Origin of the sequence: Arthrobacter zhangbolii (genome assembly GCF_022869865.1) — a bacterium.
GTDB lineage: Bacteria > Actinomycetota > Actinomycetes > Actinomycetales > Micrococcaceae > Arthrobacter_B > Arthrobacter_B zhangbolii.
On sequence record NZ_CP094984.1, the window covers coordinates 2776641 to 2800604 of the forward strand.

25 protein-coding genes and 1 tRNA gene are annotated in these 23964 nt (G+C 65.9%); 14 read left to right on the plus strand and 12 right to left on the minus strand.

Going from position 1 to position 23964, the window contains the following annotated elements:
- Positions 1-106: 106 nt before the first annotated feature.
- The 5 genes from rplA to MUK71_RS12880 all read right to left on the minus strand — a co-directional run bounded on the left by rplA (position 107) and on the right by MUK71_RS12880 (position 2819).
- On the minus strand, positions 107-814 hold the full coding sequence (gene rplA / locus MUK71_RS12860; RefSeq protein WP_227903898.1) for a 50S ribosomal protein L1: 708 nt from the start codon (positions 812-814) through the stop codon (positions 107-109).
- A 111-nt stretch (positions 815-925) separates the two neighbouring features.
- A complete protein-coding gene (gene rplK, locus MUK71_RS12865; RefSeq protein ID WP_146361026.1) occupies positions 926-1357 on the minus strand; it encodes a 50S ribosomal protein L11 in 432 nt (143 codons plus the stop codon).
- Between the two features lie 129 nt (positions 1358-1486).
- The gene (gene nusG / locus MUK71_RS12870; protein WP_227903900.1) at positions 1487-2287 is read right to left on the minus strand and encodes a transcription termination/antitermination protein NusG; all 801 of its coding nucleotides are present in this window, start codon (positions 2285-2287) and stop codon (positions 1487-1489) included.
- A gap of 94 nt (positions 2288-2381) precedes the next feature.
- The gene (gene secE / locus MUK71_RS12875) at positions 2382-2663 is read right to left on the minus strand and encodes a preprotein translocase subunit SecE (protein WP_227903902.1); all 282 of its coding nucleotides are present in this window, start codon (positions 2661-2663) and stop codon (positions 2382-2384) included.
- An 83-nt stretch (positions 2664-2746) separates the two neighbouring features.
- Positions 2747-2819 (minus strand) — tRNA-Trp (locus MUK71_RS12880).
- Between the two features lie 307 nt (positions 2820-3126).
- On the opposite strand from MUK71_RS12880, the gene MUK71_RS12885 reads away from it, so the two are divergent.
- Positions 3127-4350, plus strand: coding sequence for a pyridoxal phosphate-dependent aminotransferase (locus MUK71_RS12885; RefSeq protein ID WP_227903904.1), 1224 nt, complete (start codon positions 3127-3129; stop codon positions 4348-4350).
- Between the two features lie 101 nt (positions 4351-4451).
- Here the strand turns inward: MUK71_RS12885 and MUK71_RS12890 are convergent, their stop codons facing one another.
- Together MUK71_RS12890 and MUK71_RS12895 are read right to left on the minus strand one after the other, a co-directional pair.
- A complete protein-coding gene (locus MUK71_RS12890; RefSeq protein WP_227928764.1) occupies positions 4452-5114 on the minus strand; it encodes a LuxR C-terminal-related transcriptional regulator in 663 nt (220 codons plus the stop codon).
- Complete coding sequence (locus tag MUK71_RS12895) at positions 5111-6547, minus strand: ATP-binding protein (RefSeq protein WP_227928763.1); 1437 nt, start codon at positions 6545-6547, stop codon at positions 5111-5113. Before MUK71_RS12895 ends, MUK71_RS12890 begins: the two co-directional genes overlap by 4 nt.
- Before the next feature lie 134 nt (positions 6548-6681).
- Here MUK71_RS12895 and MUK71_RS12900 point away from each other — a divergent pair, with 134 nt between their 5' ends.
- The 5 genes from MUK71_RS12900 (at position 6682) to MUK71_RS12920 (ending at position 10838) form a co-directional block, all read left to right on the plus strand.
- The gene (locus MUK71_RS12900) at positions 6682-8157 is read left to right on the plus strand and encodes a PspC domain-containing protein (protein WP_227928761.1); all 1476 of its coding nucleotides are present in this window, start codon (positions 6682-6684) and stop codon (positions 8155-8157) included.
- Positions 8158-8159: 2 nt separating this feature from the next.
- A complete protein-coding gene (locus MUK71_RS12905) occupies positions 8160-8564 on the plus strand; it encodes a hypothetical protein (RefSeq protein ID WP_227928759.1) in 405 nt (134 codons plus the stop codon).
- Between the two features lie 113 nt (positions 8565-8677).
- On the plus strand, positions 8678-8914 hold the full coding sequence (locus MUK71_RS12910) for a PspC domain-containing protein (protein WP_227928757.1): 237 nt from the start codon (positions 8678-8680) through the stop codon (positions 8912-8914).
- A gap of 76 nt (positions 8915-8990) precedes the next feature.
- Positions 8991-10022 (plus strand): 6-phosphofructokinase, encoded by a 1032-nt coding sequence (locus MUK71_RS12915; protein WP_227928755.1) that lies wholly within the window; start codon positions 8991-8993, stop codon positions 10020-10022.
- A gap of 99 nt (positions 10023-10121) precedes the next feature.
- Positions 10122-10838 carry a GNAT family N-acetyltransferase gene (locus MUK71_RS12920; RefSeq protein ID WP_227903915.1) on the plus strand — a complete coding sequence of 239 codons (717 nt, stop codon included), beginning with the start codon at positions 10122-10124 and terminating at the stop codon, positions 10836-10838.
- A gap of 46 nt (positions 10839-10884) precedes the next feature.
- Here the strand turns inward: MUK71_RS12920 and MUK71_RS12925 are convergent, their stop codons facing one another.
- From MUK71_RS12925 to MUK71_RS12940, 4 genes are all read right to left on the minus strand, one after another.
- Positions 10885-11286, minus strand: coding sequence for an ankyrin repeat domain-containing protein (locus MUK71_RS12925; RefSeq protein WP_227903916.1), 402 nt, complete (start codon positions 11284-11286; stop codon positions 10885-10887).
- 63 nt (positions 11287-11349) lie between these two features.
- Entirely contained in the window at positions 11350-12441 is a 1092-nt protein-coding gene (ygfZ, locus tag MUK71_RS12930; protein ID WP_227903918.1) for a CAF17-like 4Fe-4S cluster assembly/insertion protein YgfZ, read from the minus strand.
- A gap of 45 nt (positions 12442-12486) precedes the next feature.
- On the minus strand, positions 12487-13086 hold the full coding sequence (locus MUK71_RS12935; protein ID WP_227903919.1) for a nitrobindin family protein: 600 nt from the start codon (positions 13084-13086) through the stop codon (positions 12487-12489).
- A gap of 274 nt (positions 13087-13360) precedes the next feature.
- Positions 13361-14104: a hypothetical protein gene (locus MUK71_RS12940; protein ID WP_227903921.1), complete on the minus strand. Its 744-nt coding sequence runs from the start codon at positions 14102-14104 to the stop codon at positions 13361-13363.
- Between the two features lie 143 nt (positions 14105-14247).
- On the opposite strand from MUK71_RS12940, the gene MUK71_RS12945 reads away from it, so the two are divergent.
- From MUK71_RS12945 to asd, 8 genes are all read left to right on the plus strand, one after another.
- The gene (locus MUK71_RS12945) at positions 14248-14952 is read left to right on the plus strand and encodes a winged helix-turn-helix transcriptional regulator (protein WP_227928753.1); all 705 of its coding nucleotides are present in this window, start codon (positions 14248-14250) and stop codon (positions 14950-14952) included.
- A 53-nt stretch (positions 14953-15005) separates the two neighbouring features.
- Entirely contained in the window at positions 15006-15974 is a 969-nt protein-coding gene (gene mshD / locus MUK71_RS12950) for a mycothiol synthase (protein ID WP_227928751.1), read from the plus strand.
- A 94-nt stretch (positions 15975-16068) separates the two neighbouring features.
- Positions 16069-18294, plus strand: coding sequence for an RNA degradosome polyphosphate kinase (locus MUK71_RS12955; protein WP_227903926.1), 2226 nt, complete (start codon positions 16069-16071; stop codon positions 18292-18294).
- Entirely contained in the window at positions 18294-19262 is a 969-nt protein-coding gene (locus MUK71_RS12960; RefSeq protein WP_227928749.1) for an NUDIX hydrolase, read from the plus strand. Before MUK71_RS12955 ends, MUK71_RS12960 begins: the two co-directional genes overlap by 1 nt.
- A 67-nt stretch (positions 19263-19329) precedes the next feature.
- Positions 19330-20154: a DUF1648 domain-containing protein gene (locus MUK71_RS12965; protein ID WP_227928747.1), complete on the plus strand. Its 825-nt coding sequence runs from the start codon at positions 19330-19332 to the stop codon at positions 20152-20154.
- Positions 20155-20173: 19 nt separating this feature from the next.
- Positions 20174-20977, plus strand: coding sequence for a thymidylate synthase (locus MUK71_RS12970; RefSeq protein ID WP_227928746.1), 804 nt, complete (start codon positions 20174-20176; stop codon positions 20975-20977).
- A gap of 10 nt (positions 20978-20987) precedes the next feature.
- A complete protein-coding gene (locus MUK71_RS12975) occupies positions 20988-21698 on the plus strand; it encodes a dihydrofolate reductase (RefSeq protein ID WP_227903934.1) in 711 nt (236 codons plus the stop codon).
- Positions 21699-21708: 10 nt separating this feature from the next.
- A complete protein-coding gene (asd, locus tag MUK71_RS12980; protein ID WP_227928744.1) occupies positions 21709-22842 on the plus strand; it encodes an aspartate-semialdehyde dehydrogenase in 1134 nt (377 codons plus the stop codon).
- A 52-nt stretch (positions 22843-22894) separates the two neighbouring features.
- Here asd and MUK71_RS12985 read toward each other — a convergent pair whose 3' ends face one another.
- A complete protein-coding gene (locus MUK71_RS12985) occupies positions 22895-23959 on the minus strand; it encodes a UDP-N-acetylmuramate dehydrogenase (protein WP_227928845.1) in 1065 nt (354 codons plus the stop codon).
- Between the last annotated feature and the right edge of the window lie 5 nt (positions 23960-23964).

A 23964-nucleotide genomic window follows, 5' to 3' on the forward strand; every position in this document is an offset into this window, starting at 1 on the left:
GGGACGGCGGCGCCCGGCATCCGTCCCCGCCGGGAATGCAAAAAAGCGGCCACAGCGTAAGCTGCGGCCGCTTCCTGCCCAGGGAATCCCCGGAAGTGCTCAGAGACTATGCGTCTGCGAGAACCTTGGTGACGTTGGGGTCAACGCTGATGCTCGGTCCGAAGGTGGTGGACACGGTGGCCTTGGAGATGTAGCGGCCCTTGGCTGCCGACGGCTTCAGGCGAAGAACCTCTTCCAGGGCGGCTGCGTAGTTCTCAGCCAGCTTCTGGGCGTCGAAGGACACCTTGCCAATGATGAAGTGCAGGTTGGAGTGCTTGTCGACGCGGAAGTCGATCTTGCCGCCCTTGATGTCCGAAACAGCCTTGGCGACGTTCGGGGTAACCGTACCGGTCTTCGGGTTCGGCATCAGGTTACGCGGGCCAAGCACGCGGCCCAGGCGGCCGACCTTGCCCATCATGTCCGGGGTAGCCACTGCGGCGTCGAAGTCGGTCCAGCCTGCTGCAACCTTTTCGATCATGTCGTCGGAACCAACGAAGTCGGCGCCGGCAGCGATTGCTGCTTCTGCCTTCTCGCCGGTTGCGAAAACGAGGACGCGGGCCGTCTTGCCGGTGCCGTTGGGCAGGTTGACCGTGCCGCGGACCATCTGGTCAGCCTTGCGGGGGTCAACGCCCAGGCGGAAAGCCACCTCAACGGTTGCGTCGAACTTGGAAGGATTGGTTTCCTTCGCCAGCTCTACAGCCTCGACCGGTGCGTACAGCTTGTCCGCATCGATCTTGGCTGCAGCTGCTTCATATGCTTTGCTGCGCTTTGCCATCTGCTTTTTCTCCTTGTGCAGTTGTGGTCTGTCGGACCGCGCCCGGCCCTGCCACGCGCCGTTCCCCCTCAGGGGTTCCGGCATTTATGTGAAATTGAAGTGCAGGGGGCTTTAGCCCTCTACGGTGATACCCATCGAACGGGCGGTGCCGGCGATGATCTTGGCAGCTGCCTGGACATCGTTGGCGTTGAGGTCTTCCATCTTCATGGTGGCGATCTCTTCGACCTGTGCCTGGGTCAGGTTGGCAACCTTGGCGGTGTGCGGGGTTGCGGAACCCTTGGCAACACCGGCAGCCTTCTTGATCAGCTGTGCGGCCGGAGGAGTCTTCGTGATGAAGGTGAAGGAACGGTCTTCGTAAACGGTGATTTCAACCGGGATAACGTTGCCGCGCTGGGATTCCGTTGCAGCGTTGTACGCCTTGCAGAATTCCATGATGTTGACACCGTGCTGGCCAAGTGCCGGACCGATCGGAGGAGCCGGGTTGGCGGCACCTGCGTTGATCTGCAGCTTGATGAGGCCGGTGACCTTTTTCTTGGGGGCCATGAAAGGGTCCTTCTCTAAATTATGTTTCCGAAGAACAGGAGCGTCCATCCGGGTTGGTGGCCGCCATGGCTTGGTGGCCGGACGCTGCCTGCAGGTTAAAGCGGACCTGCGGACAGCGAAGTCTAAAAGCTACTGGAGCTTGGTGACCTGGCCGAAGCCGAGGGTCACCGGAGTCTCGCGCTCGAAGATGGTCACGAGGACCACCAGCTGCTGGGACTCGGGCTTGATCTCGGAGATCGTGGCCTGCAGGGTCTCGAAGGGGCCTTCGTTGACCGTGACGGGCTCGCCGATTTCGAAATCCACCGCGATGTTCGAGGACTGCTGCGCTGCAGGCTTACCGGCCTCGGCCTTCGGGGAGACGACGGTGTGCTCGAGCATCGAGAACACTTCGTTCAGGCTCAGCGGCGTCGGGTTGTGGGCGTTGCCCACGAAGCCGGTGACACCGGGGGTGTGGCGAACGACGCCCCACGATTCGTCGGTCAGGTTCATCCGGACCAGGACGTAACCGGGGATGCGTACCCGGTTGACGATCTTCCGGGTGGTGTTCTTGATCTCGACGACTTCTTCCATCGGGACCTGGATCTCGAAGATGTCCTCTTCCATATCCAGCGTCTGGATACGGGTCTCAAGGTTGGACTTCACCCGGTTTTCGTAGCCGGCGTAGGAGTGGATGACGTACCAGTCACCCTCCTGGCGGCGCAGCTTGGCCTTGAAGGCAACAACCGGGTCTTCCTCGGGTTCTTCTTCGGCCTCGGGAGTACCGGAAACGTCGGAATCAGCGTCGGCAGCCTCAACGGCGGCGTCTGCTTCGTCTGCCGATGCATCAACAGCAGCGGGCGCCTCGTCGACGTCGGCTGCGGTCATTTCATCCTCGGTATCCAGATCAGCGGCATTGTCATTGACCTGTGATTCGAGTTCTTGCTCGGACACGTAGATTCCTGCTTTCTTCTTCAGAGCACTATCGGTTGTGGCACTAGCTCATGGTCTCCGGTCCCGGGACCCGGGGCGGAACAGCGGCCCTGGGCTAGCTTTCGCCGCCGCCCTCACCGAAGATCCACAGTGCGCCGGCGCCGAAGACGAAATCGAGGGTAATCACGATCAGCATCATCACGACCACAAAGGCGAGGACCACGAGCGTGTACCTGAGCAGTTCCTTGCGGGTGGGGGTAACCACCTTTTTCAGTTCGGCAATCACCTGGCGCAGGAAGAGCGCGATCGCCGCGAAGAAGCCGCGCTTCTTGGGCCCGCTGGAGGGGTGTCCCTTGGAGCTGCTGGCAGCTGTCTCGGTCACCTTCGCCTCACTCATCTGTGTCGGTTCACAGTCGCAGCACACGCTGGGACTGCTGCTTCCATGAAAAGACTGCTGAGCTGCCGGATGACAGTTCTGCGCAGGGCAGACAGGACTCGAACCTGCAACCTGCGGTTTTGGAGACCGCTGCGCTACCAATTGCGCCACTACCCTATGGAGGAAATACACCCTACCGCGACTATTGTATCCGCACCTAACCGGAGAATTATTCCGGTCAAAGGGCACAAGTCAGCGTGGTGACTTCAACACGAAGAACCAGTCTACGCAAACTTTCCGCTTCCGTCGAACCGGGGCCGGTTCCCGCGCCGCAATGAGAATTGCCGGGACGGGATTCCGGGACAAATGACATACGACTGCGCCGGCGGCAGGGAACCGCATAAACTGGGGAACGCCGCCGTCGGCCGCGAGCATGCGGGCGCGGGGCAACGTTAGCTGCCGCCACACATCAGACGGGAATCCCATGTCTTCCACCGGCCGTATTTCACAGCGCATCGCATCCATCGCAGAGTCCGCGACTCTCGCCGTTGATGCCAAGGCCAAAGCGCTCAAGGCTGCCGGCCGCCCGGTGATCGGTTTCGGAGCCGGAGAACCCGATTTCCCCACCCCGGACTACATTGTCGACGCCGCCGTGGAGGCTGCCCGCCAGCCGCGCTTCCACCGCTACTCCCCTGCCGGCGGGCTGCCGGAGCTGAAGAAGGCCATAGCGGAGAAAACCCTGCGGGACTCCGGCTACGCCGTGGATCCGGCCCAGGTCCTGGTGACCAATGGCGGCAAGCAGGCGGTGTACGAGGCTTTTGCCACGCTGCTGAACCCCGGCGACGAAGTCCTTGTACCCACGCCCTACTGGACCACGTACCCGGAAGCCATCCGGCTGGCCGGGGGTGTGCCGGTGGAGGTCTTCGCCGGTCCCGAGCAGGGCTACCTGGTCACCGCGGAGCAGCTCGAAGCGTCCCGGACCGACTCCACCAAGGTCCTGCTGTTTGTCTCCCCCTCCAACCCCACGGGCGCCGTATACCAGCCGGAGCAGGTGGCTGAGATCGGCCGCTGGGCCGCCGCCAACGGCCTGTGGGTCATCACCGACGAAATCTACGAACACCTCACGTACGACGGCGTGCCCTTCACCTCCATCGCCACGGCCGCCCCTGAGCTGGGCGACAAGGTAGTGGTGCTCAACGGCGTGGCCAAAACCTATGCCATGACCGGCTGGCGGGTGGGCTGGATGATCGCGGCTCCGGACGTGATCAAGGCTGCGACCAATCTCCAGTCCCACCTCTCCTCGAACGTCTCCAACGTGTCCCAGATGGCCGCCCTGGCCGCCGTCTCCGGCCCGCTGACGGCCGTGGATGAAATGAAGCAGGCCTTCGACCGCCGCCGCCGGGCGATGGTTGAGGCGCTGAACTCCATTGACGGCGTCGAGTGCCCCATGCCGGAAGGCGCGTTTTACGCCTACGCGGACGTCCGCGGCCTGCTCGGCCGTGAGTTCCCGGGCAAGGAAGGCCCGGTCCGGCCGCAGACCTCCGCCCAGCTGGCAGCCCTGATCCTGGACACCGTTGAGGTGGCAGTGGTCCCGGGTGAAGCCTTCGGCCCGTCAGGCTATCTGCGCCTGTCCTACGCCCTGGGCGACGAGGATCTGGCCACGGGTATGCAGCGCCTGAAGGACTTCCTCGGCCAGGCTGTCCGCTAGGCAGGCCACGCCTGCTCCGGTTCTGCCCGCCGTCTGCTCCGGCGGCGGGCAGAACCGGGGTCACATGTCCGGACGGCCGGGGGCTTAGAGCAGGCCGGCGCTTAGAGCAGGCGGCGGTCTGCAGCCCAGCGCGTGAGTTCGTGCCGTGAGGAAAGCTGCAGTTTGCGCAGCACCGAGGACACGTGGGTTTCCACCGTCTTGACCGAGATAAAGAGCTCCCTGGCCACTTCCTTGTAGCTGTAGCCGCGGGCAATCAGCCGCATGACCTCCAGCTCACGGGCGGAGAGCCGGTCCAGTTCGTCGTCCACCGATGCCACGCTGGCCGTGCCGAAGGCATCGAGCACAAACCCCGCGAGCCGGGGCGAAAAGACGGCATCACCGCCGGCCACCCGGACCACGGCGTCGGAAATCTCGGCGCCGGAGATGGTTTTCGTGACATAGCCCCGGGCGCCGGCCCGGATCACCGTCACCACGTCTTCGGCTGCGTCGGACACGCTCAGGGCCAGGAACCTGGTTTTCCCCAGCAGTGCTGCGCAGCCGGCCAGTACCTCGGCGCCGCCTCCGCCGTTGCCTCCCGGCAGGTGAACGTCCAGCAGGACGACGGCGGGCTGCTCGCGGGTAATCGCCTCGATGGCGGTTTCCACGCTGTCCGCCTCAGCCACCACGTGGAGCCGGGTATCAAGATCCGCCCGCAGCCCCGAACGGAATATCGCATGGTCGTCCACCACGACGACGCTGATCGGCTGGTGGGAAAGGTCGGTCATGTGTGGCTTGCTCCGTCACTGGATACGCGGATGGTCGAAGGGGCTGCCCCGTCCGGCGGGGCGTTGCGGGATGCGGAGGAACCGTTGGCGGCCGGGGCGGTTTTCCTAGCTGCATGTCCCGCCGAAGCCGGTCTCGCCGCGCTCCGGGCGGCAGGACCGGATGCGGCCGGCGCCTGGTTCTCGGCACCGCCGTGCAACGGAAGCACCAACCGGACCTCGGTGCCATCTGCGGTACTGCGGATTCCGGCGCTGCCGCCGGCGCGTTCCATCCTGCCGATGATGGACCCGCGGACACCAATCCGGTCTTCGGGGACATCGGCCAGGTCAAAACCGGGACCGCGGTCACGGATAAAGACCTCGAGCTGGTCCGGCCGGCACTCAACATACACCGAAACGGTCCCCCCGGCGTGCTGGGCAGCGTTCAGCATGGCCGCCCTCGCGGCAGAGGACAGCGCCTCACTGCGCTCGTCGAGTTCCGCGTCGGAGACCGCTACCAGTTCGATGGGATGGCCGTACGCGTCCTCGATTTCCGCGGCAATCCGGCGCAGGCACTCCACCAGATGGTCTTCCGCCCGTGCCCGGTCCGTGTAGAGCCATTGGCGCAGTTCCCTCTCCTGCGCACGTGCCAGGCGGATGACATCCTGTTCGGAGCCGGCACGCTTCTGGATCAGGGCGAGGGTCTGCAGGACCGAGTCATGCAGGTGGGCAGCAATTTCGGCCCGCTCCGTTTGCCGGATGCGTCCGGCCCGCTCCGCTTCCAGGTCCCGCCAGTGCTTTACGGCCCACGGTGTGAACACCAGGGCTACACCGGCCAGGACCGCCGCGGAGGCAAGCAGCCCGGCTACCAGCACGTCCCAGCTCACGGAACCGGAAACCACCACCAGCACACCGGCTACCACCAGCAGCAGTCCCGCGGACAGCCGGATGATCCCGGAAGCACGGTCCGCCCCGGCACTGTTAACCAGACCTGCCCGTCGGCTCTCATCCAGCTGCGTCCAGGCCAGCACGGCCCCGCCGGCAATGGCTGCCACCGGGACAAAGAGGCCCCAGTTCAGGTCTGCGCCCAGGCGCTGGGCAATAAACACGGCGGCAACCAGCAGGAGCACAATTCCGGCGGCCACCTCGCGCTGGCCCGCCTTGCCCAGTCCGCGGAAAGCACTGGAGGCCGGCGCGGCAGCCTCACGGGCCTGCCGTTCATAGTTATCCGCAATGCTGAGCGGACCGGCCTGGACCTGCTCCTTCTTTTCCTGCTCTTCCTGGGTGGGAACCATGATCCAGAGCCAGCCGTAGAGCAGGAGCCCGGTCCCGCCGGCAAGGATCATGGCGCCCATGGCGGCACGCGTCAGCTTGACCGGCCAGCCCAGGTGCGCAGCCAACCCGCTGCACACACCGGCCACAATCCGGTCCCGGGGACGCACCAACGGTTCTCTCATGATGCTATCCAAGCACGATCGGAGCGGTGTTCACCGGCTCCTGAGCCAAGATCCGGGTTCCTGGCCGCACTCTTCAGGGGTATCTCAGGGTAGTCCCTGATGCGGCGGGGCTCCGACGGCGGAAGACTGGATACATGAATCCTTCACCATCATCCGATCCCGGGGCCGAGCGCCCGGACCCTGCCCCGCAGGCACATCCTGCGGCCGGGAGCACCGCTTCCGGCACTCCGGTGTCCCGCGGAGGACACAACGGGTTCTTCGACTGGATCCGTTCACTTGGAATCATCCGCGGCCACGAGCGCTGGTTTGGCGGCGTGGCCTCGGGAATTGCTGCCCGGACCGGACTGGACCCGGTGCTGATCCGCGGATTATTTATTGTCCTGGGGATTTTCGGTGTCGGGTTCCTCATCTACGGGGTGGGCTGGGCGCTGCTGCCCGAACCGGACGGCCGTATCCATGCCGAGGATGCAATCCGCGGCAACTGGTCCGCCGGCATGACCGGGGCCGTGGTTTTTGCCGTTCTTGGCACAGGCGGTCCCAGCATTTCCTTCCTCGGCATGGACAGCTGGTTCGGAGCCACAGTGTGGACACTGTTCTGGATCGCCGCCGGAATTGGCGCCCTGTACTGGGCGTCCACCCCGAAGGGCAAAGCACAGCTGCAGCACTTTATGTCCGGCGCTGCCGGCCGCGGCGGGTCAGGGACCGGGTCAGGGACCGGGACCGGGTCCGCCGATGCACCCGCTGCATCCCCGGCCGGTACTCCCGTGACGCTGGCCAAGACCGGCATGCCTCCCGCCGGGACCAATGCGGGGGCGGCCACGCCGTCCGGTGAAACAGTCCCGCCTTCGGCTGCAGCAACCGGTCCGGCCGCGACGCCGGGGACCTCCGCGGCGCCGTCGCCGTCGGCGTCGGCGACATCCAGGCCATCCGTGCCGTCCAAGCAAAAGGACGGCTCCGGTCCCGCCAAGGTTCCCGGTGCACCCGGCGCCTATCTGGCCGCCCTGTTCGGTGCGGCACTGCTGACCGGCGGGAGCGTGCTGGCGCTGGACTACGTCAATGTCCTGGATCTGGCGGCCCCGCTGTCCGTGGCGTTGGCAGCCACGGCGGCAGTTCTCGGTATCGGCGTCGTGATCCTTGGCTTGGTGGGCCGGCACTCGGGCGGGGTTGGATCTGCCGCCGCGGCTGCCCTCGTTATCGCCTTCCTGGCCCAGCCCGGCATGACCCACTCCAACCTGGCCGTTATGAGCAACGGCGATTGGTCGCCCCGGGATGCAGCCCAGGCATCCGGCGGCTATACCGCCATTGCCGGCAACGGCACGGTGGATCTGCGCGACACGCAGGTGTCGGGAGACTACGAGGTTCCGGTAAGCCTTGCGGCAGGGAACATCAGTGTCCTGGTGCCTGAGGATTCACCGGTCACCGTTCGGTTTTCCACGGTCGCCGGAAACGTGAAAACACATGACGGCACGGACAGCCGGGATTACAGCGGACTGTGGCAGGCCTCCACCGAACACACCCTCAACAACGATGCCGCCGGCGAACGGATCACCATCGATATCCGCAGCGTTGCCGGCAACGTACTTGTCACCACTGAAGAAAGCGATCTGTAGCCATGGAGCAGGACAGTGAAAGGGACTACCTCGGCCGGCAGTACGCCACCGGCGGTTCGGATGCGTCGGCGAACCAGTATCAGTCCCCCACCCTTCCCGACGACGGCGGTACTGCCGGGGACCCGGCCCCAACCCCTCCGGGCGCGGATACCCGGGCTCCGGCACCCGAAACGGACACCGCAGCGGAAACGGACACAGCAGCGGGGACTGCACCCCGCCAGCTGCAGGTCGGTACCGTGGTCTGGGGCCTGGTACTGGTGACCCTCGCGGTTCTTCTGCTGCTGGCCACCACCGTGAACCTTTCGGTGGATCCGGTGCTGGTTATCCTCGGGGTTGCCCTCGGAGCAGGCTTCGCCCTGTTGGCGGGCGGTTTCCTGGCAGCAATGGCGAAAAACCGCGGCCGCTAGTTACCCCTCCCCCCCCCGCCGCCCCCACCCCGCAGCATGGAACCCGCCCGGTTCCGTTTCCCTATTCCGGCACTGGTTTCCCTATTCCGCCACTATCAGATAAGGCTTGATCCATGGAAAAGTTCTTCTCGGTCCTCCGTTCCTCCCCCGTCAAACGGAGCAAAGGCTGGCTCGGCGGCGTCTGCGCCGGCATCGCAGCGACCTACGGCTGGGATGTCTCGCTGGTCCGGATTGCTGTTCTCCTGAGCTTCCTGCTGCCTTTTGTGGGCATCGGCACCTACGTGGTGGCCTGGCTGCTGCTGCCGAAACAGGACGGAAGCATCCTCCTGCAGCGTCTGGTGAGCCCCTGAACTTAGCGCAGCTCACATCGCTGGCTAGAATCATAGACAGCACCCAACAGCCGCAACCAGATCCAGGGGTATTCACATGAAGATCGGTATTCTCACCAGCGGAGGCGACTGCCCCGGCCTTAATGCGGTGATCCGCGGTGCTGTCCTCAAAGGCATCAAGGAATACGAGGACATTGAGTTTGTCGGATTCCGTGACGGCTGGCGTGGAGTGGTTGATGGCGACATCATGGATCTGCCCCGCTCCAGGGTCCGCGGAATCTCCAAGCAGGGCGGCACCATTCTCGGGACCTCCCGGACCAACCCGTTCGAAGGCCCCAACGGCGGTCCGGAGAATATCAAGGCAACGCTGAAGCGGCTGGGCATCGACGCCGTGATAGCGATCGGCGGCGAGGGCACCCTGGCTGCGGCACAGCGGCTGACCGACGCCGGGCTGCAGATTGTTGGCGTGCCGAAGACGGTGGACAACGATCTCGATGCCACCGACTACACCTTCGGTTTCGATACCGCAGTCGAAATTGCCACCGAGGCCTGCGACCGTCTGCGCACCACCGGCGAATCCCACCACCGCTGCATGGTGGCTGAGGTGATGGGCCGGCACGTGGGCTGGATTGCCCTGCACTCCGGCATGGCTGCCGGGGCCCACGCCATCCTGATTCCCGAACACCCGGTCAGCCTGGACCAGATTGCCCAGTGGGTGAACGAGGCCCATGAGCGCGGACGTGCGCCGTTGGTAGTGGTGGCGGAAGGCTTTGTCACCACCGATATGGAATCCCCCCACTCCGAGCGCGGGCTGGACAGTTTCGGCCGGCCCCGTCTGGGCGGTATCGGTGAACTCCTTGCTCCCGAGATTGAGGCGCGGACAGGCATTGAAACCCGGGCCACTGTTCTGGGCCATATCCAGCGCGGCGGTGTTCCCACCGCCTATGACCGGGTTCTTGCCACGCGGCTGGGCATGGCTGCCGTTGACTCGGTGGTGGACGGACTCTGGGGAACCATGGTGTCGCTGCACGGTACGGATATTGTGCATGTCGGTTTTGAAAAGGCACTGGGCAATTTGAAGACCGTTCCTGAAAGCCGTTACGACGAAGCAGCTATTCTTTTCGGCTAGCCATACGGCCGTTTCGCACCGCAACCAGGCCTTCACAGGCTCTTTCCGGTGCGGACCGGCGTTTGCCTTGGGCTCCCTACCCGGGTGTAGGTTGAAAAAATGAATCTGGACCCGGGAACCATCGCGATCATCCAGCTGGCCTTCTCACGGCACCTGGGCCTTGCCGATGACGCCCTCGCGGCGACCGACGCCGACGAGCGTATCTACAGCGTGCGCGAGCAGTCGGAAACCGTCTGTTTCCTGCGGCTTTTCGGCACGGAGGTTTTCAGCGGCCCCGAATGGGCAGCCGCACGGGCACGGACCAAATCAGCCGTGGAACTGACCCGCCATTCCGGCCTGATGCAGATGTCCATGGAATTCGGCGGCCGGGCACTTGGCGCCGAACAGCTCTTTTTTGCCGATGCCTTCCCTGCACTTGCCCCGCTCGAGGACCTCGCGGTGGCCAATGACCCGGACCTTGCCGTGGCACTGGAGCGGCTGTGCCCGCCGGACGACGTCGCGGAGGCCGGACTCGCCGGCAAGGAAGACGTATTTGTCCTTGTTGACGATTCCGAGGACGATCCCCGGCCCGTCGCCGGGGCCGGCTACAGCATCACCGACGGCATTCTGGCCGACATGAGCGTGCTGACCGCACCCGGCCACCGGCTGCGCGGCCTGGGCAGCTACATCAGCTCCGTAGCCCTTGAGGATGCCATGGCCGGCGGACTCATTCCCCAGTGGCGTGCGCCTCTGGACAATGTCGGCGCGGCCAGGACCGCCATGGGCTCCGGTTTCATCCCTGCCGGCGTCCGTACCTCGGTGTCCCTCTCCGCCTGACGCCGGGCCGGGAACGGGTTCTGCGGCCCGCTTTTTCGGCGGCGGATCAGCCCAGCAGGTCCAGCATTTCCTGGCGTTTGAAGAAGCCCGCAGTTTCGCGGGCCGTGGGGGAACCCGAGTCCGGATCTGCTCCGGCATCGAGCAGGATGCGGAAAATCTCCTGATAGCCCTTGAACACTGCTCCGGCCAGCGGGGTCTGGCCGCGGTCATTGCGGGTATTCACATCTGCACCGCGCTCCACCAACAGTCCGGTAAGTTCCGCATGCCCGTGGTAGGACGCGAGCATAATCAGGGTGTCACCGGAGCCGTTGGTCAGGTTGACCGGCACACCGGCATCCAGATAGCCGCGGATCCCGGCGGTATCTCCGGCCCGCGCGGCATCGAACACCAGCCCGGCGAGCTCAATGATGTCGTTGTCGATCTCTGGGCGGGATTCCGGGGTGCTCATTACATCTCCTCTAAAAGGCAGGTTTGTCTATACGTCGTGCCGCTGTGCCGGACACGGCAGCGGCTAGGGGCGGGGCGCCTTCAGGAAACCGGTGGCGCGTCCAACCACGGCTCCGGCGTCGGGGGCCACGATGGGTTCCTGCGCGGCGGCGTACAGTTCGCCGTCGTCGTTCACCACCAGCGTGGCCGCCGGATCAACGGAACGCTTGATCACAGCCAGGCCCACCGGACCCATTTCATAGTGTCCGCCCACCGAGGTGAGTGTTCCCACCGTCCGCTCCCCCAGCATCACAGGGCTGCCGGCCGCCGGCAGCGTGTGCTGGGAGCCGTCCAGCTGCAGGAATACCAGCCTCCGCGGCGGGTGGCCCAGGTTATGCACCCGGGCCACGGTTTCCTGGCCCTTGTAGCAGCCCTTGGCCAGGTGCACAGCAGTGCGGATCAGATCCAGCTCGTGCGGAATGGTCTTCTCATCGGTTTCCGCGCCGAGCCGGGGCCGCCAGGCAGCGATGCGCAGCGCCTCGGCCGCCATGGAGCCCGCCAGCGTCCGTCCGGAAGCGGCAATGGCTGCTTCGAATTCACCGCGCGGGATGAGGTATTCGAACCACGGACGCTCAAGGCCCGGGTGGGTTTCCTCCGGCACTGCCGTATAGGCGAATCCGCCGGGGGCGATGTGCGGCCACGGGTCGGTCCAGCGCAGGTACTGCTCCCACTGGGGAACCTCGGCGGTGGTGCCGGCCACTGCCCACTGGTCGGAGACATCGGTGACCTCGACCCGGAGCATGAATTTCATCCGCTGCAGCCACTCCGTCAGGCCCGGCGCTTCGGCAGCCTCAACCAGCAGCCAGGCGGTGGTGCCGTCATCGATGATCCGGGCATCGTAGTCAATCCGGCCCTGCACAGTGAGCAGCAGAAGCTCGGAGCTGACGCCGGGCTGCAGGTTGCCCACCTGCTGGGAGGAGAGGGTGTTCAGCCAGCTGAGCCGGTCCTCGCCGCTGACCGTCACCACGCCGCGGTAGGAAAGATCAACGACGGCGGTGCCGCGGGCCAGGGCGCGCTGTTCGCGCAGCGGGTCGCCGTAGTGGGCCGCTGTTCCGGCGTCGAGTCCGGCGGCTTCAACGGCACCGTGGCGGGAAAGCAGGGGGCTGGAGTACGTCATAAAGGGTGCAACGTCCTTTCCATGCCGGCCTATTCCGGGAAGGGTCTAGGCCGTCTTCTTCAGGATGGCCGAAGCGTGGGCCTTGAGTGTTTCACCGGAGGAGGCCACGTCCCAGCGCCAGTAGAGATCGCCGTTGACCAGCCCGTAGATCCGGGTGGCGGCGGTGTATTCCTTGGAGTTGACGCCGCGCATCACCAGATCAGTGGCCAGCTGGATCTGCGGGCCCTTGATGGAGCCGTAATAGAGTTCGGAGATACCGCCGGGGTGCACGATGGTGGCGGTGATGTCGAAGCCGCCGGCATCGTTGCGCAGCTCTTCGACCTCGTCAGCACTGCGCAGGGCCGGCACAATGTCCGCGGGAACCAGCCCGGGCCCGCCGTCGGCGTCGTTCAGGGGCCGGTCCAGGGCCCAGAATCCGGTCTCCACGGCGAGCGGGCGCAGCACTGTGCCCTGTTCATCGGTGAGCCAGCTTTCGGCCGTGTACTGCAGGTACGGCAGGCCGTTCTGGGTGAAGGTGACCTTCTGGGTGAAGTGCTCCGAGTCGGCTTCGCCTTCACCCAGCCGGCCGGAACCTTCCCAGGTGCCGATCAGCCAGGACAGGGGAACCAGTTCGGGGGTCAGATCTGTGGGGATCTCCATGGGCATGGCGCAACCTGTCCTTCGGTATTGCGGGCGGGGGCCGGTACTACGCAGTTCCTACGCGTGACAGGGAGTTACTTCTGGCCCTTGTACAGGCGGGAGACAACCAGTGCAGCGAAGGCAGCCATACCAAGGCCGGTGACACCCAGCAGGGCGATGAAGAAGATTTCGAGTGCAAGCATGGCTACATCCTAACGCGCGGGAGGAACAGTTTCCTTCCTGCCATTCGATCACGGCAGGCGTCCCCGGGCAAAAACCGGACCCGGGTTGACGGGGTATGTCAGGAGAGCAGGAGGCTGCCCAGGAAATACACTACTGATCCCAGCACGAGCACCGGCGCCAGGCCCAGGGCCAGCTGCCCGGCCGCGTTGGTCTGCCCGTCGCGTGACAGGACCAGGCGGCGGAAGGCCATCACCACGGCGGCGACCACCAGGCCGGAGAACGCAGCTACCGGCCACGCCACGCCGGAAACCACCAGTGCTGCCAGCGCCGCAGTCAGCGCTCCGGCCACCACGCCCAGGGGTGCAGCCATCCGGTCCGGGACGGGTATCAGGGACACGGCCACTGCGGCCAGTGCGGCGCTGCCGGTGACGGTGAGCAGGGCAGGATTACCTGCGGTTCCGGCCAGCCGGTCCGCTGCGACCCAGCCGGAGGCCAGGGCGGTTACCAGGACACCGGACATGATGCCGACGATTGATTCCAGACGGTGCGCCTGTCCGGTGCCGCGGAGGAGCTGGATAAGGAAAACAGCCCCCACCCCCACGGCCACGGCTGCCGGCAGCCAGGTCAGCATGGCGGCGGCGGGCGCGAAGTATGCCCCGGCCACGGCGCCGGCACCGACCAGCGCCAGCACAGCGCCCTGGGTCTTGCGCGCCGGTACGCCGATCAGATGCGGCCAGCAGATTCCCGTGAGGGCCGCGGCCAGCCCGCAGAAGACCGCCACCACCGGCACGGACAGGTAGGAAGCACCCACGATACCGATAATGGCGAGCGCCGCCGGCACCGCTAAGCTCCATAGTTTCACCCTAGTTATCCTGCCTTATTACGGAGCACAGGTGAAAAGCGACAGGCCCGCGAACACCCGATGGGTATACTTTCGATCACTTCCTGCCACGCGGATCGGCGAAGATTGTGCCCAATGATGTGCGCCCAACATTCGGAGGACCTATGTCGCACATTTTGCTCCTGACCAACAGTTCCGGTTCGTCAGTGAACGTCCTGCCTGCCCTGGAACTCCTGAACCATAAGGTGCACGTTGTTCCCGCCGAGCCTACGGCCCTGCTGGACACCGACCCCTGCGACGTCATCCTGGTGGATGCCCGCCGGGACCTGGTGGGGGCCCGTTCGCTGACCCAGCTGCTCAAGGCTACCGGTCTGGGCACACCGCTCATCCTGATCCTGACCGAGGGCGGGATGGCCGCCGTCGCGCCGAACTGGCTCTCCGACGACGTCATCCTGGACACCGCCGGCCCGGCCGAGCTTGAAGCCCGGCTCCGCCTCGCCTCGGCCCGCACCCCTTCGGAGGCAGAGGAAGCCTCCTCCGAAATCCACGCCTCCGGCGTCGTTATTGACGAGGCGAGCTACACCGCCCGGGTCAGCGGGACCGCCCTGAACCTGACGTACAAGGAATTTGAACTCCTTAAGTACCTGGCACAGCATCCCGGCCGCGTGTTTACCCGCGACCAGCTGCTCCACGAGGTGTGGGGGTACGACTACTACGGGGGTACCCGGACGGTGGATGTCCACGTGCGGAGGCTGCGGGCCAAGCTCGGCCCGGACCACGAAACCCTCATCGGCACGGTCCGCAACGTCGGGTACCGATTCACCCGCTCCCGTGCGGAAACCGCTGCCTCCGCCAGCCAGGATGCGTGATCCTGCGGGCTCCGGCCCGCGCCCGCAGGCTGCTCCCGCGCTAGGCTTTCGACATGAGTGAAGAACAGCAGACAGCCTGGCCGGTACTTGAAACCCGCGGCACCCCCGAACCCGGGGCGCTGGCAGACATCCTGGAGCTGGCGTCCGCAGCACAGGACTCGGATGGCAATCCGCCCCTGTCCGAGCAGACTCTCGTTGACCTGCGCTCCGCGGATGCCGATCCCGGCGCACTGGCCGTATTCACCACCTACGCCGACGACGGCGGTTCGGACACCGGCAGCGGCCGCTGGCTGGCCGGCGTCGCCGTCCTTGTTTCCGATACACCGGGCGGCCCGGGCGTGCTGGAAATGGTGGTGCACCCGAACTACCGCAACCAGGGGGTGGGCACGGCACTGGCAACAGCCGTGCAGGGCGCGGCCGATGCCCGGCCCGCTGCCTGGTCACACGGAAACCATGAGGCAGCTGTGGAACTCGCTGCCCGGTTCGGATACCGGCCGGTGCGCGATCTGTGGAAGATGCGCCTGAGCCGCTCGGCGCTGCAGGAATCGCTGCCGGAGCCCGTGCTTCCCGAGGGCGTCACACTGCGTGCCTTTGTGCCCGGCCAGGACGAGCAGGCGTGGCTTGCGGTCAACGCCGCCGCCTTCGCGCATCACCCTGAGCAGGGCGGCATGAGCCTGTCGGACCTGCAGGCCCGCATGCAGGAGGACTGGTTCGATCCGGACGGCTTCCTTCTGGCCGTGGACGGCGACGGCGGAATCCTGGGTTTCCACTGGACGAAGGTGCACCCGGGCACCGCCGGACACCCGGCCATCGGCGAGGTGTACGTGGTGGGGGTGAGTCCCCGCGCCCAGGGCATGGGATTGGGCAAGGCACTGACCATCGCCGGAATCGAGCACCTGCACCGGGCCGGACTTGATGCCGTGATGCTGTACGTGGACGCGGACAATACAGCCGCCGTGGCCCTGTACCAGCGGCTTGGATTTGTGCGTTGGGACCAGGACGTGATGTACGCCCCCGCCTAGCGCGCCCGCAGCTTGTAATGTTGTTGAAGCAGGGCCCGGCAGGGTTATCCGCGCCGTCGGCCCTGCCCCGCCGCCAGTACCTCAGGGAGACACTATGGATTTCGATACCGCCGCCGAGCCCCGTTCGACCTTTGGGTCTGCCGAGGCCATGTCGGCGCCGCGGGCAACCCAGGACCGCATCGACATCCCGGACTTTGGCCCTGCCCTGCTGCCCAGCGGGGACATCTCGCCGGAGCGGTTCCTGGACCGGGAAATCAGCTGGCTGCATTTCAACGCCCGCGTCCTGGAACTGGCGGAGGATCCGGAGCTGTACCTGCTGGAGCGGGTGAACTTCCTGTCCATCTTCGCCTCGAACCTGGACGAGTTCTTTATGGTCCGCGTTGCCGGCCTCAAGCGCCGCATCGCCACCGGACTCGCGGTCCCCTCCGCGGCCGGGATGAGCCCCATCGAACAGCTGGAGGAAATCGTCGCAGCCGGGTACCGGCTGCAGCAGCGCCACGCCGACGTTTTTGCCCGGCAGATCCGCCCCGCCCTGGCCGAGGAACAGATTTACCTGCTCAGCTGGGATGAACTGGATGAGGCCGCCAAGGCGAACCTGCACAAACAGTTCGCCGCCAAGGTCTTCCCCATTCTGACTCCCCTGGCCGTGGACCCGGCCCACCCCTTCCCCTACATTTCCGGCCTCTCCCTGAACCTGGCAGTGGTGGTCCGCAACCCGGTCAGCGGCAAGGAGTTCTTTGCCAGGGTCAAGGTCCCGGACCAGCTGCCGCGGCTCATCTCGGTCGACGGCCCGCGCGCGGGCAACGTGGCAGGGCGCACCGCCCGCTTCATTACGCTCGAAGACATCATCGCCCAGCACCTGGACCAGCTGTTCCCCGGCATGGACGTCATTGAGCACTACACCTTCCGCGTCACCCGCAACGAAGACCTCGAGGTGGAAGAGGACGACGCCGAGAACCTCCTGCAGGCGTTGGAGAAGGAACTGCTGCGCCGCCGGTTCGGTCCGCCCGTGCGCCTCGAAGTCACCCCGGACATCAACCCGAACATCCGCGAACTGCTCGAGCGCGAGCTGGGCGTGGAATCGGACGAGGTGTACGTCCTGCCGGCGCCCCTGGATCTGCGCGGCCTCTCCGGCATCAGCCGGATTGACCGGACGGACCTGCACTACCCCAAGCAGGTCCCGCACACCAACCGGCACCTGAAGGAGTCCGAGACCTCCAAGCCGGCCAACGTGTTCGCCGCGATGCGCCGCCGGGACATCCTGCTGCACCACCCGTACGATTCCTTCTCCACCTCGGTGCAGGCCTTCCTGGAGCAGGCTGCGGCCGATCCGCGTGTGCAGGCCATCAAACAGACCCTGTACCGCACCTCCGGCGACTCCCCCATTGTGGACGCCCTGATTGATGCCGCCGAGGCCGGCAAACAGGTCCTGGCACTGGTGGAAATCAAGGCGCGCTTCGACGAACAGGCGAACATCTCCTGGGCACGCAAGCTGGAGCAGGCCGGGGTGCACGTGGTGTACGGCATCGTGGGCCTCAAAACGCACTGCAAGCTCTCCCTGGTGGTTCGGCAGGAGGTGGACGGCCTGCGGCGCTACTGCCACATCGGTACCGGCAACTACCACCCCCGTACGGCCCGCTACTACGAGGACCTGGGACTGCTCACCGCCAACGAACAGGTGGGCGAGGACCTCACCAAACTGTTCAACCAGCTCTCCGGATACGCTCCGAAGTCCACCTTCAAGCGCCTGCTCGTTGCTCCGCGCTCGGTCCGCTCGGGCCTGATCGACCGGATTGAACGGGAAATCGCGAACAAAAAGGCCGGCCTCAACGCCCGGGTCATCATCAAGGTCAACTCCATGGTGGACGAAGCGATCATCGACTCGCTCTACCGGGCATCGCAGGCCGGAGTGCAGGTGGACGTGATTGTCCGTGGCATCTGCTCGGTACGGCCCGGCGTGCCGGGTCTGAGCGAAAACATCACAGTGCGCTCGATCCTGGGCCGTTTCCTTGAACACTCCCGGGTGTTCGCCTTCGCCAACGGCGGCGACCCGGTGGTGTTCATCGGTTCCGCTGACATGATGCACCGCAACCTTGACCGCAGGGTTGAGGCACTGGTCCAGCTGGCGTCCAAGGAGGATGTTGCGGATCTGGTGGCACTGATGGACCGGTACATGGATCCCGGCACCGCCAGCTGGCATCTGGACCCGGAGGGCATCTGGACCCGTTACCACAAGGACGCGGAAGGCAACCCGCTGCAGGATGTGCAGTCCTGGCTGCTCGCGTCGCGGTCCCGCCAGCGCTCGGTGGCCCGCCGCTGATGGAAGCAACCGAACCCGGGACCGTGTCGGCGGCGCAGGAAGACATCCCCGTCAAGGTGGTGGCAGCGGGCGCCCTGTGCTGGCGTGTGCGGGACGGAAAGCTGCAGGTCCTGATGATCCACCGTCCCCGCTATGACGACTGGTCCTGGCCCAAGGGCAAGCTTGACGCCGGTGAAACCACCCCGGAATGCGCCGTGCGGGAAGTCCGCGAAGAGGTAGGCATCAACATCACCCTGGGCATTCCGCTGCCGGCGACCGTGTACCCGGTGGCCTCCGGGATGAAGATCGTGCATTACTGGGCCTCACGGGTTGACTCAGACAAGCCCACCCCGGACGGCAGGGAGGTGGACGGGGTCCGCTGGTGCAGCCCGGAGGAAGCCGGGGAGTCGCTGACCAACCCCACGGACCGGCTGCCGCTGCAGGAACTGGTGCTCGCCTATGACGAGCAGCGCCTGCACAGCTGGCCGCTGATCATCGTCCGGCATGCCAAGGCCAAACCGCGTTCCTCCTGGACCCGTGCTGAGGGAGAACGTCCGCTGGTGGCCAGCGGGCTGCGGCAGGCACTGGCCGTCTCCCGCCTGCTGGTGGCCTGGCGGCCCAAACGCGTGGTGTCCAGCCCGTGGCTCCGCTGTGTGCAGACCGTGCGGCCCTATGTAAAAGCGCAGGGGACCAAGTTCAAGACCGTTGACGCGCTGACCGAACACAACGCACGGCGCAAGCCGGGCAAGGCCCGGAGCGCCATTGAAGCGCTGTTCGACAAGGCCAAGCCGGTGGCGGTGTGCACGCACCGCCCCGTGCTGCCGCTGGTCTTTGACACCCTGGCCGCGCACATGCCCGCGGACATGGCCTCCGGGCTTCCGGACAAGGACCCCTACCTTGCCCCCGGCGAGGCCGTGATCTGCCAGGTCAGCCACGCCGATGAAGGCCGGATTCTTTCCCTGGAAAAGTACCGGGCGTTCGACGACTGAGAGGCCGGGGCCGGGCGCCCGCGGATGCCCCGTTGTTACGCTGTCCCCTGGTGAAGGGGGAAAGCGTATGACGGGTACAACAGAGGACGGCAGGACTGCGTCAACGGTCCGATCAGGCCCTGCCTATACCTGGTATCTGGCCTATACCTGGTATCTGGCATCCGTCGCAGTGACGATTGCCACCGCCGGTATCGGCGCCTGGCTCTACCCGGGGCTGCCTCAGTCCCTGCCGGTGCACTGGAACGGTGCCGGGCAGGCGGACAGTTTCGCAGAGAAGTCCCTGCTGTCCGTTTTTGCGGTGCCGCTGATAGCCCTCGGATTGATCCTGTTCCTGCTGGGCACTGCCGCGCTCGCCCCGCGGCTGGCACAGTGGTCCGGGCAGGTGCGCGATGATGCGGCAGCGCATGCCGCCAATCTGCGGGCAACCCGGTTCTTTTTGGGCGGCACCACCTTCGCGCTCAGCCTGCTGCTCGCCTGGCTGGCGCTGCGGGGCTGGCTCCTTCCGCCGGACGGCTCCACGGCCGAATTCCTCCTTCCCACCGTGGCGTTTTTGCTCGCCATGGCGGGCCTGGGTTTCGCAGCACTGCGCCGGTACCGCCGGGACGTTGCCGCGGCAGGCCGGCCGGTTGACGGAACGGTTGACGGAACGGCGGCCGGGGCAGCCGCCGCCGGAGAACCCGCGGACGGGGATCCCGTGTACGACAGCAGCAATTACCGCGCCGGCATCTACACCAACCGCGCTGATCCCCGGGTCCTGGTCCCGAAACGGATAGGCGTGGGCGTGACACTGAATGCCGGCCGTCCCGCCGGGCTGGCTTTCTATCTGGCGATCGCCCTGATCAGCGTGGCAGGCCTTGTGGCCGGCATCGCTTTCCCCCTGTTTGCGGGCTGACCTGTTCTAGACTGGCCGAGTGAGCATTCCTACCCCGTATGAAGACCTGCTGCGTGATGTCATGGCCAACGGCACGCAGAAGTCCGACCGCACCGGTACCGGCACGCGCAGCGTGTTCGGCCGCCAAATGCGCTTTGATCTCAGCGAGTCCTTTCCGCTGATCACCACCAAGCGTGTGCACTTCAAGTCAGTGGCCCTGGAGCTGCTCTGGTTCCTGCGCGGTGACTCCAACGTCCGCTGGCTGCAGGAACGCGGCGTCAGTATCTGGGACGAATGGGCGGACGACGACGGCGAACTGGGACCGGTCTATGGTGTCCAGTGGCGCTCCTGGCCGACCCCCGACGGCGGGCACATTGACCAGATCGAGAAGCTGGTGGAGGGGATCCGGAAGAACCCTGATTCCCGCCGGCACATCGTCACTGCCTGGAACCCGGCAGAGGTGGAGAACATGGCCCTGCCGCCGTGCCACGCGATGTTCCAGTTCTACGTTGCTGACGGCCGGCTCTCCTGCCAGCTCTACCAGCGCTCCGCAGACACTTTCCTGGGCGTGCCCTTCAACATCGCTTCCTATGCCCTGCTGACCCTCATGGTCGCCCAGCAGACGGGTCTTGAACCCGGCGAGTTCATTTGGAGCGGCGGCGATGTGCACATCTATGACAACCACGTCGACCAGGTCCGGGAACAGCTGAGCCGGGAACCCTTCCCCTACCCCAAGCTGCACATCCGCCGGACCCCGGAGAGCATCTTCGATTACGCCCTGGAGGACTTCGAGGTCCTCGATTACCGGCACCACCCCGGTATCAAAGCACCCATTGCCGTCTGAAAGGACGTTTATGACTGAGTTCCCCGGCACCGCAACGCCAGAGACCGCTGCAGCCCCGGCCGGTTCCACGCTCTACTACCCCGTCGGCGGCGGCACCGACGTCCGGGGCGCGGACCTGCACCAGGTCCTCCGGGCCCGCGGCAGTGCTCCCGGCAACGGACCGGTTATTGGCCTGGTGTGGGCGCAGACAGCCGACGGTGTGATCGGGCGGGACGGCGGGATGCCCTGGCACCTGCCTGAGGATATGGCGCACTTCAAGAAGACCACTGCCGGCCATCCCGTCATCATGGGCCGGCGCACGTGGGAATCCTTCCCGGCCGCGTACCGTCCGCTGCCCGGGCGGACCAACATCATCGTCTCCTCCCACTCCGGCCTGGCGGATACCGCCGAAAACACCGTTGTGGTCCGCTCGCTGCAGGAGGGGCTCGAGGTTGCCCGGACCAGCCCCGGCAGTGAGGAAATCTGGATCATCGGAGGCGCCCAGCTGTATGAGGCAGCGGTCCCGGTGGCGCATACGGCGGTGGTAACCGTGATTGACACCGCTGCCGAAGGCGACACCTATGCCCCGCATCTGGGCGCAGACTGGACCTTCGCAGGTGTCAGCCCGGCTGCCGGCTGGTACACGGCTGCAAACGGCACCAACTACCGGATTGCGTTGTGGACCCGCGACCCGGCCAGGAGTGACGTAACCGACCACGACGCCGGGGCACCGCTGACCTAAACTGGAACGCATGACTTCTTCCTCCGTTCCCACTGCAGGCTTCGTCGGCTGGCGCGGCATGGTTGGCTCCGTCCTGATGCAGCGCATGCAGGACGAGGGCGACTTTGACCTGATCAACCCGGTGTTCTTCTCCACCTCCAACGCCGGAGGTGCCGCCCCGTCCTTCGCTGCCGGCGCGGGACCGCTGCAGGACGCCTACGACGTCGATGCACTGGCAAAGCTGCCCATCATCGTCACGGCGCAGGGCGGGGATTACACCGCCGAGGTGTTCCCGAAGCTGCGTGCAGCCGGCTGGGACGGGATCTGGATCGATGCCGCCTCGACACTGCGGATGGAAGACGACGCCATCATCGTGCTGGATCCGGTCAACCGCGACGTGATTGACGCAGGGCTGGCCCGGGGCGTGAAGAACTTCGTGGGCGGCAACTGCACGGTTTCCTGCATGCTGATGGGCCTGGGCGGACTGTTCCGCAACGGCCTGGTGGAGTGGGGCACGTCCATGACCTATCAGGCGGCCTCCGGCGGTGGTGCCCGTCACATGCGGGAGCTGCTGAACCAGTTCGGTGCGCTCAACGGTGCCGTGGCCTCGGAACTGGCGGACCCGGCGTCGGCCATCCTGGAGATTGACCGTGCCGTCCTGGCCCAGCAAAAGAACCCGGAGATGGATTCGTCCCGCTTCGGCGTGCCGCTGGCCGGCTCCGTCATTCCCTGGATTGATGCGGACCTGGGCAACGGTATGTCCAAGGAGGAATGGAAGGGCGGGGCTGAGACCAACAAGATCCTCGGCCGCGATTCCTCCGGACGTATTCCGTTCGACGGGCTGTGCGTGCGCATCGGTGCCATGCGGTCCCACTCCCAGGCCCTGACGCTGAAGCTGACGGAGGACCTGTCCGTGGAGGAGATCGAAAAGATCATCGACGCTGACAACGAGTGGGCCACGGTAGTGCCCAACACGAAGGAAGCCACCATGGCCGGGCTGACGCCGGTGGCCGTGACGGGAACGCTGCAGATCCCGGTGGGACGCATCCGCAAGCTGGAAATGGGTCCGGAGTACATCAGCGCCTTCACCATTGGTGATCAGCTGCTGTGGGGCGCTGCCGAACCGCTGCGCCGGATGCTGCGCATCGCCACCGGAAACCTGTAGGCGCCCGACCGCCGCCTGCGCCCTGCCACCGCGGCGCGCAGGCGTGCCGTGCCTAGAGTGAGCAGTTCACCAGAACCGGTTCAGGATGCAGCCGGATACCAAAGGACTTCTCCACGCCGTCGGCCACGGCCCGGGCAACGGCCAGCAGGTCCCCCGCGGAGGCTGTGCCCCGGTTGGTGACGGCCAGTGTGTGCTTGGTGGACAGTGAGGCGCGTCCTCCGGTGCCGTCTTCCGGTGCCAGGCCAAAGCCTTTCCGGAAACCGGCGTGGCTGATCAGCCAGGCCGCGCTGAGCTTCACCCGGCCGGGTTCCTCCACCGGGTACCGCGGCGCGTCCTCTGGCAGCCGGTCAGCCGTTTCCGCGTCGACAATCGGGTTGGTGAAGAAGGAACCGGTGCTGTAGGTATCCGGGTCGGAGGCATCCAGCACCATGCCCTTGCCCGCCCGCAGCCGCAGCACCTCCCGGCGCACGTCCACGGCGTCGGCGGATTCACCTATTCCGACGCCCAGTGCCCGGGCCAGCTCGGCGTACCGCACCGGAGCGCTGGTGTGGCCTTCGGTCAGGACAAACTCCACACTGAGCACCACATAGCGCGGCGAGCCGTTGACGGTGCTGCGCTTGAGCAGCGAGTCCCGGTACCCGAACTCCAGTGCGGCGTTGCTGAACTCCACCACGGTGCGTTCGGTCCGGTCCCAGGCACGCACCAATCGGATGGACTGGGACACATCGGCGCCGTAGGCACCCACGTTCTGCACCGGCGTCGCGCCGGCGAGCCCGGGAATTCCGGAAAGGGCCTCGAGACCGGAGCAGCCCTCAGCCAGGGTGTACGCCACCAGTTCGTCCCACGGCTGTCCGGCTTCGGCCCGCAGGACGGCCTGGCCGCCGCCGGTGCGGGTGATCTGCAGGCCGCGGGTGGCAATACGGATCACGGCGCCGTCGAAGCCCTCATCAGAGATCAGCAGGTTGGAGCCGCCGCCGATGATCAGCAGGGGCTCGCGGGCCTCGTCCGCAGCGCGGATGGCGATGATCAGTTCGTCTTCGGTCTCCGCTTCGAGGTAGCGGCTGGCGGGTCCGCCCACGCGGGCGGTCGTCAGGGACGCCAGCGGCATCCGGGTCAGTGCAG

Bases quoted from the DNA above. Each gene is read 5' to 3' on its own strand.
- rplA (WP_227903898.1), bottom strand. From the start codon at position 814: ATGGCAAAGCGCAGCAAAGCATATGAAGCAGCTGCAGCCAAGATCGAT.
- rplK (WP_146361026.1), bottom strand. From the start codon at position 1,357: ATGGCCCCCAAGAAAAAGGTCACCGGCCTCATCAAGCTGCAGATCAAC.
- secE (WP_227903902.1), bottom strand. From the start codon at position 2,663: ATGAGTGAGGCGAAGGTGACCGAGACAGCTGCCAGCAGCTCCAAGGGA.
- MUK71_RS12885 (WP_227903904.1), top strand. From the start codon at position 3,127: ATGTCTTCCACCGGCCGTATTTCACAGCGCATCGCATCCATCGCAGAG.
- MUK71_RS12890 (WP_227928764.1), bottom strand. From the start codon at position 5,114: ATGACCGACCTTTCCCACCAGCCGATCAGCGTCGTCGTGGTGGACGAC.
- MUK71_RS12895 (WP_227928763.1), bottom strand. From the start codon at position 6,547: ATGAGAGAACCGTTGGTGCGTCCCCGGGACCGGATTGTGGCCGGTGTG.
- MUK71_RS12900 (WP_227928761.1), top strand. From the start codon at position 6,682: ATGAATCCTTCACCATCATCCGATCCCGGGGCCGAGCGCCCGGACCCT.
- MUK71_RS12905 (WP_227928759.1), top strand. From the start codon at position 8,160: ATGGAGCAGGACAGTGAAAGGGACTACCTCGGCCGGCAGTACGCCACC.
- MUK71_RS12910 (WP_227928757.1), top strand. From the start codon at position 8,678: ATGGAAAAGTTCTTCTCGGTCCTCCGTTCCTCCCCCGTCAAACGGAGC.
- MUK71_RS12915 (WP_227928755.1), top strand. From the start codon at position 8,991: ATGAAGATCGGTATTCTCACCAGCGGAGGCGACTGCCCCGGCCTTAAT.
- MUK71_RS12920 (WP_227903915.1), top strand. From the start codon at position 10,122: ATGAATCTGGACCCGGGAACCATCGCGATCATCCAGCTGGCCTTCTCA.
- MUK71_RS12925 (WP_227903916.1), bottom strand. From the start codon at position 11,286: ATGAGCACCCCGGAATCCCGCCCAGAGATCGACAACGACATCATTGAG.
- ygfZ (WP_227903918.1), bottom strand. From the start codon at position 12,441: ATGACGTACTCCAGCCCCCTGCTTTCCCGCCACGGTGCCGTTGAAGCC.
- MUK71_RS12935 (WP_227903919.1), bottom strand. From the start codon at position 13,086: ATGCCCATGGAGATCCCCACAGATCTGACCCCCGAACTGGTTCCCCTG.
- MUK71_RS12945 (WP_227928753.1), top strand. From the start codon at position 14,248: ATGTCGCACATTTTGCTCCTGACCAACAGTTCCGGTTCGTCAGTGAAC.
- mshD (WP_227928751.1), top strand. From the start codon at position 15,006: ATGAGTGAAGAACAGCAGACAGCCTGGCCGGTACTTGAAACCCGCGGC.
- MUK71_RS12955 (WP_227903926.1), top strand. From the start codon at position 16,069: ATGGATTTCGATACCGCCGCCGAGCCCCGTTCGACCTTTGGGTCTGCC.
- MUK71_RS12960 (WP_227928749.1), top strand. From the start codon at position 18,294: ATGGAAGCAACCGAACCCGGGACCGTGTCGGCGGCGCAGGAAGACATC.
- MUK71_RS12965 (WP_227928747.1), top strand. From the start codon at position 19,330: ATGACGGGTACAACAGAGGACGGCAGGACTGCGTCAACGGTCCGATCA.
- MUK71_RS12975 (WP_227903934.1), top strand. From the start codon at position 20,988: ATGACTGAGTTCCCCGGCACCGCAACGCCAGAGACCGCTGCAGCCCCG.
- asd (WP_227928744.1), top strand. From the start codon at position 21,709: ATGACTTCTTCCTCCGTTCCCACTGCAGGCTTCGTCGGCTGGCGCGGC.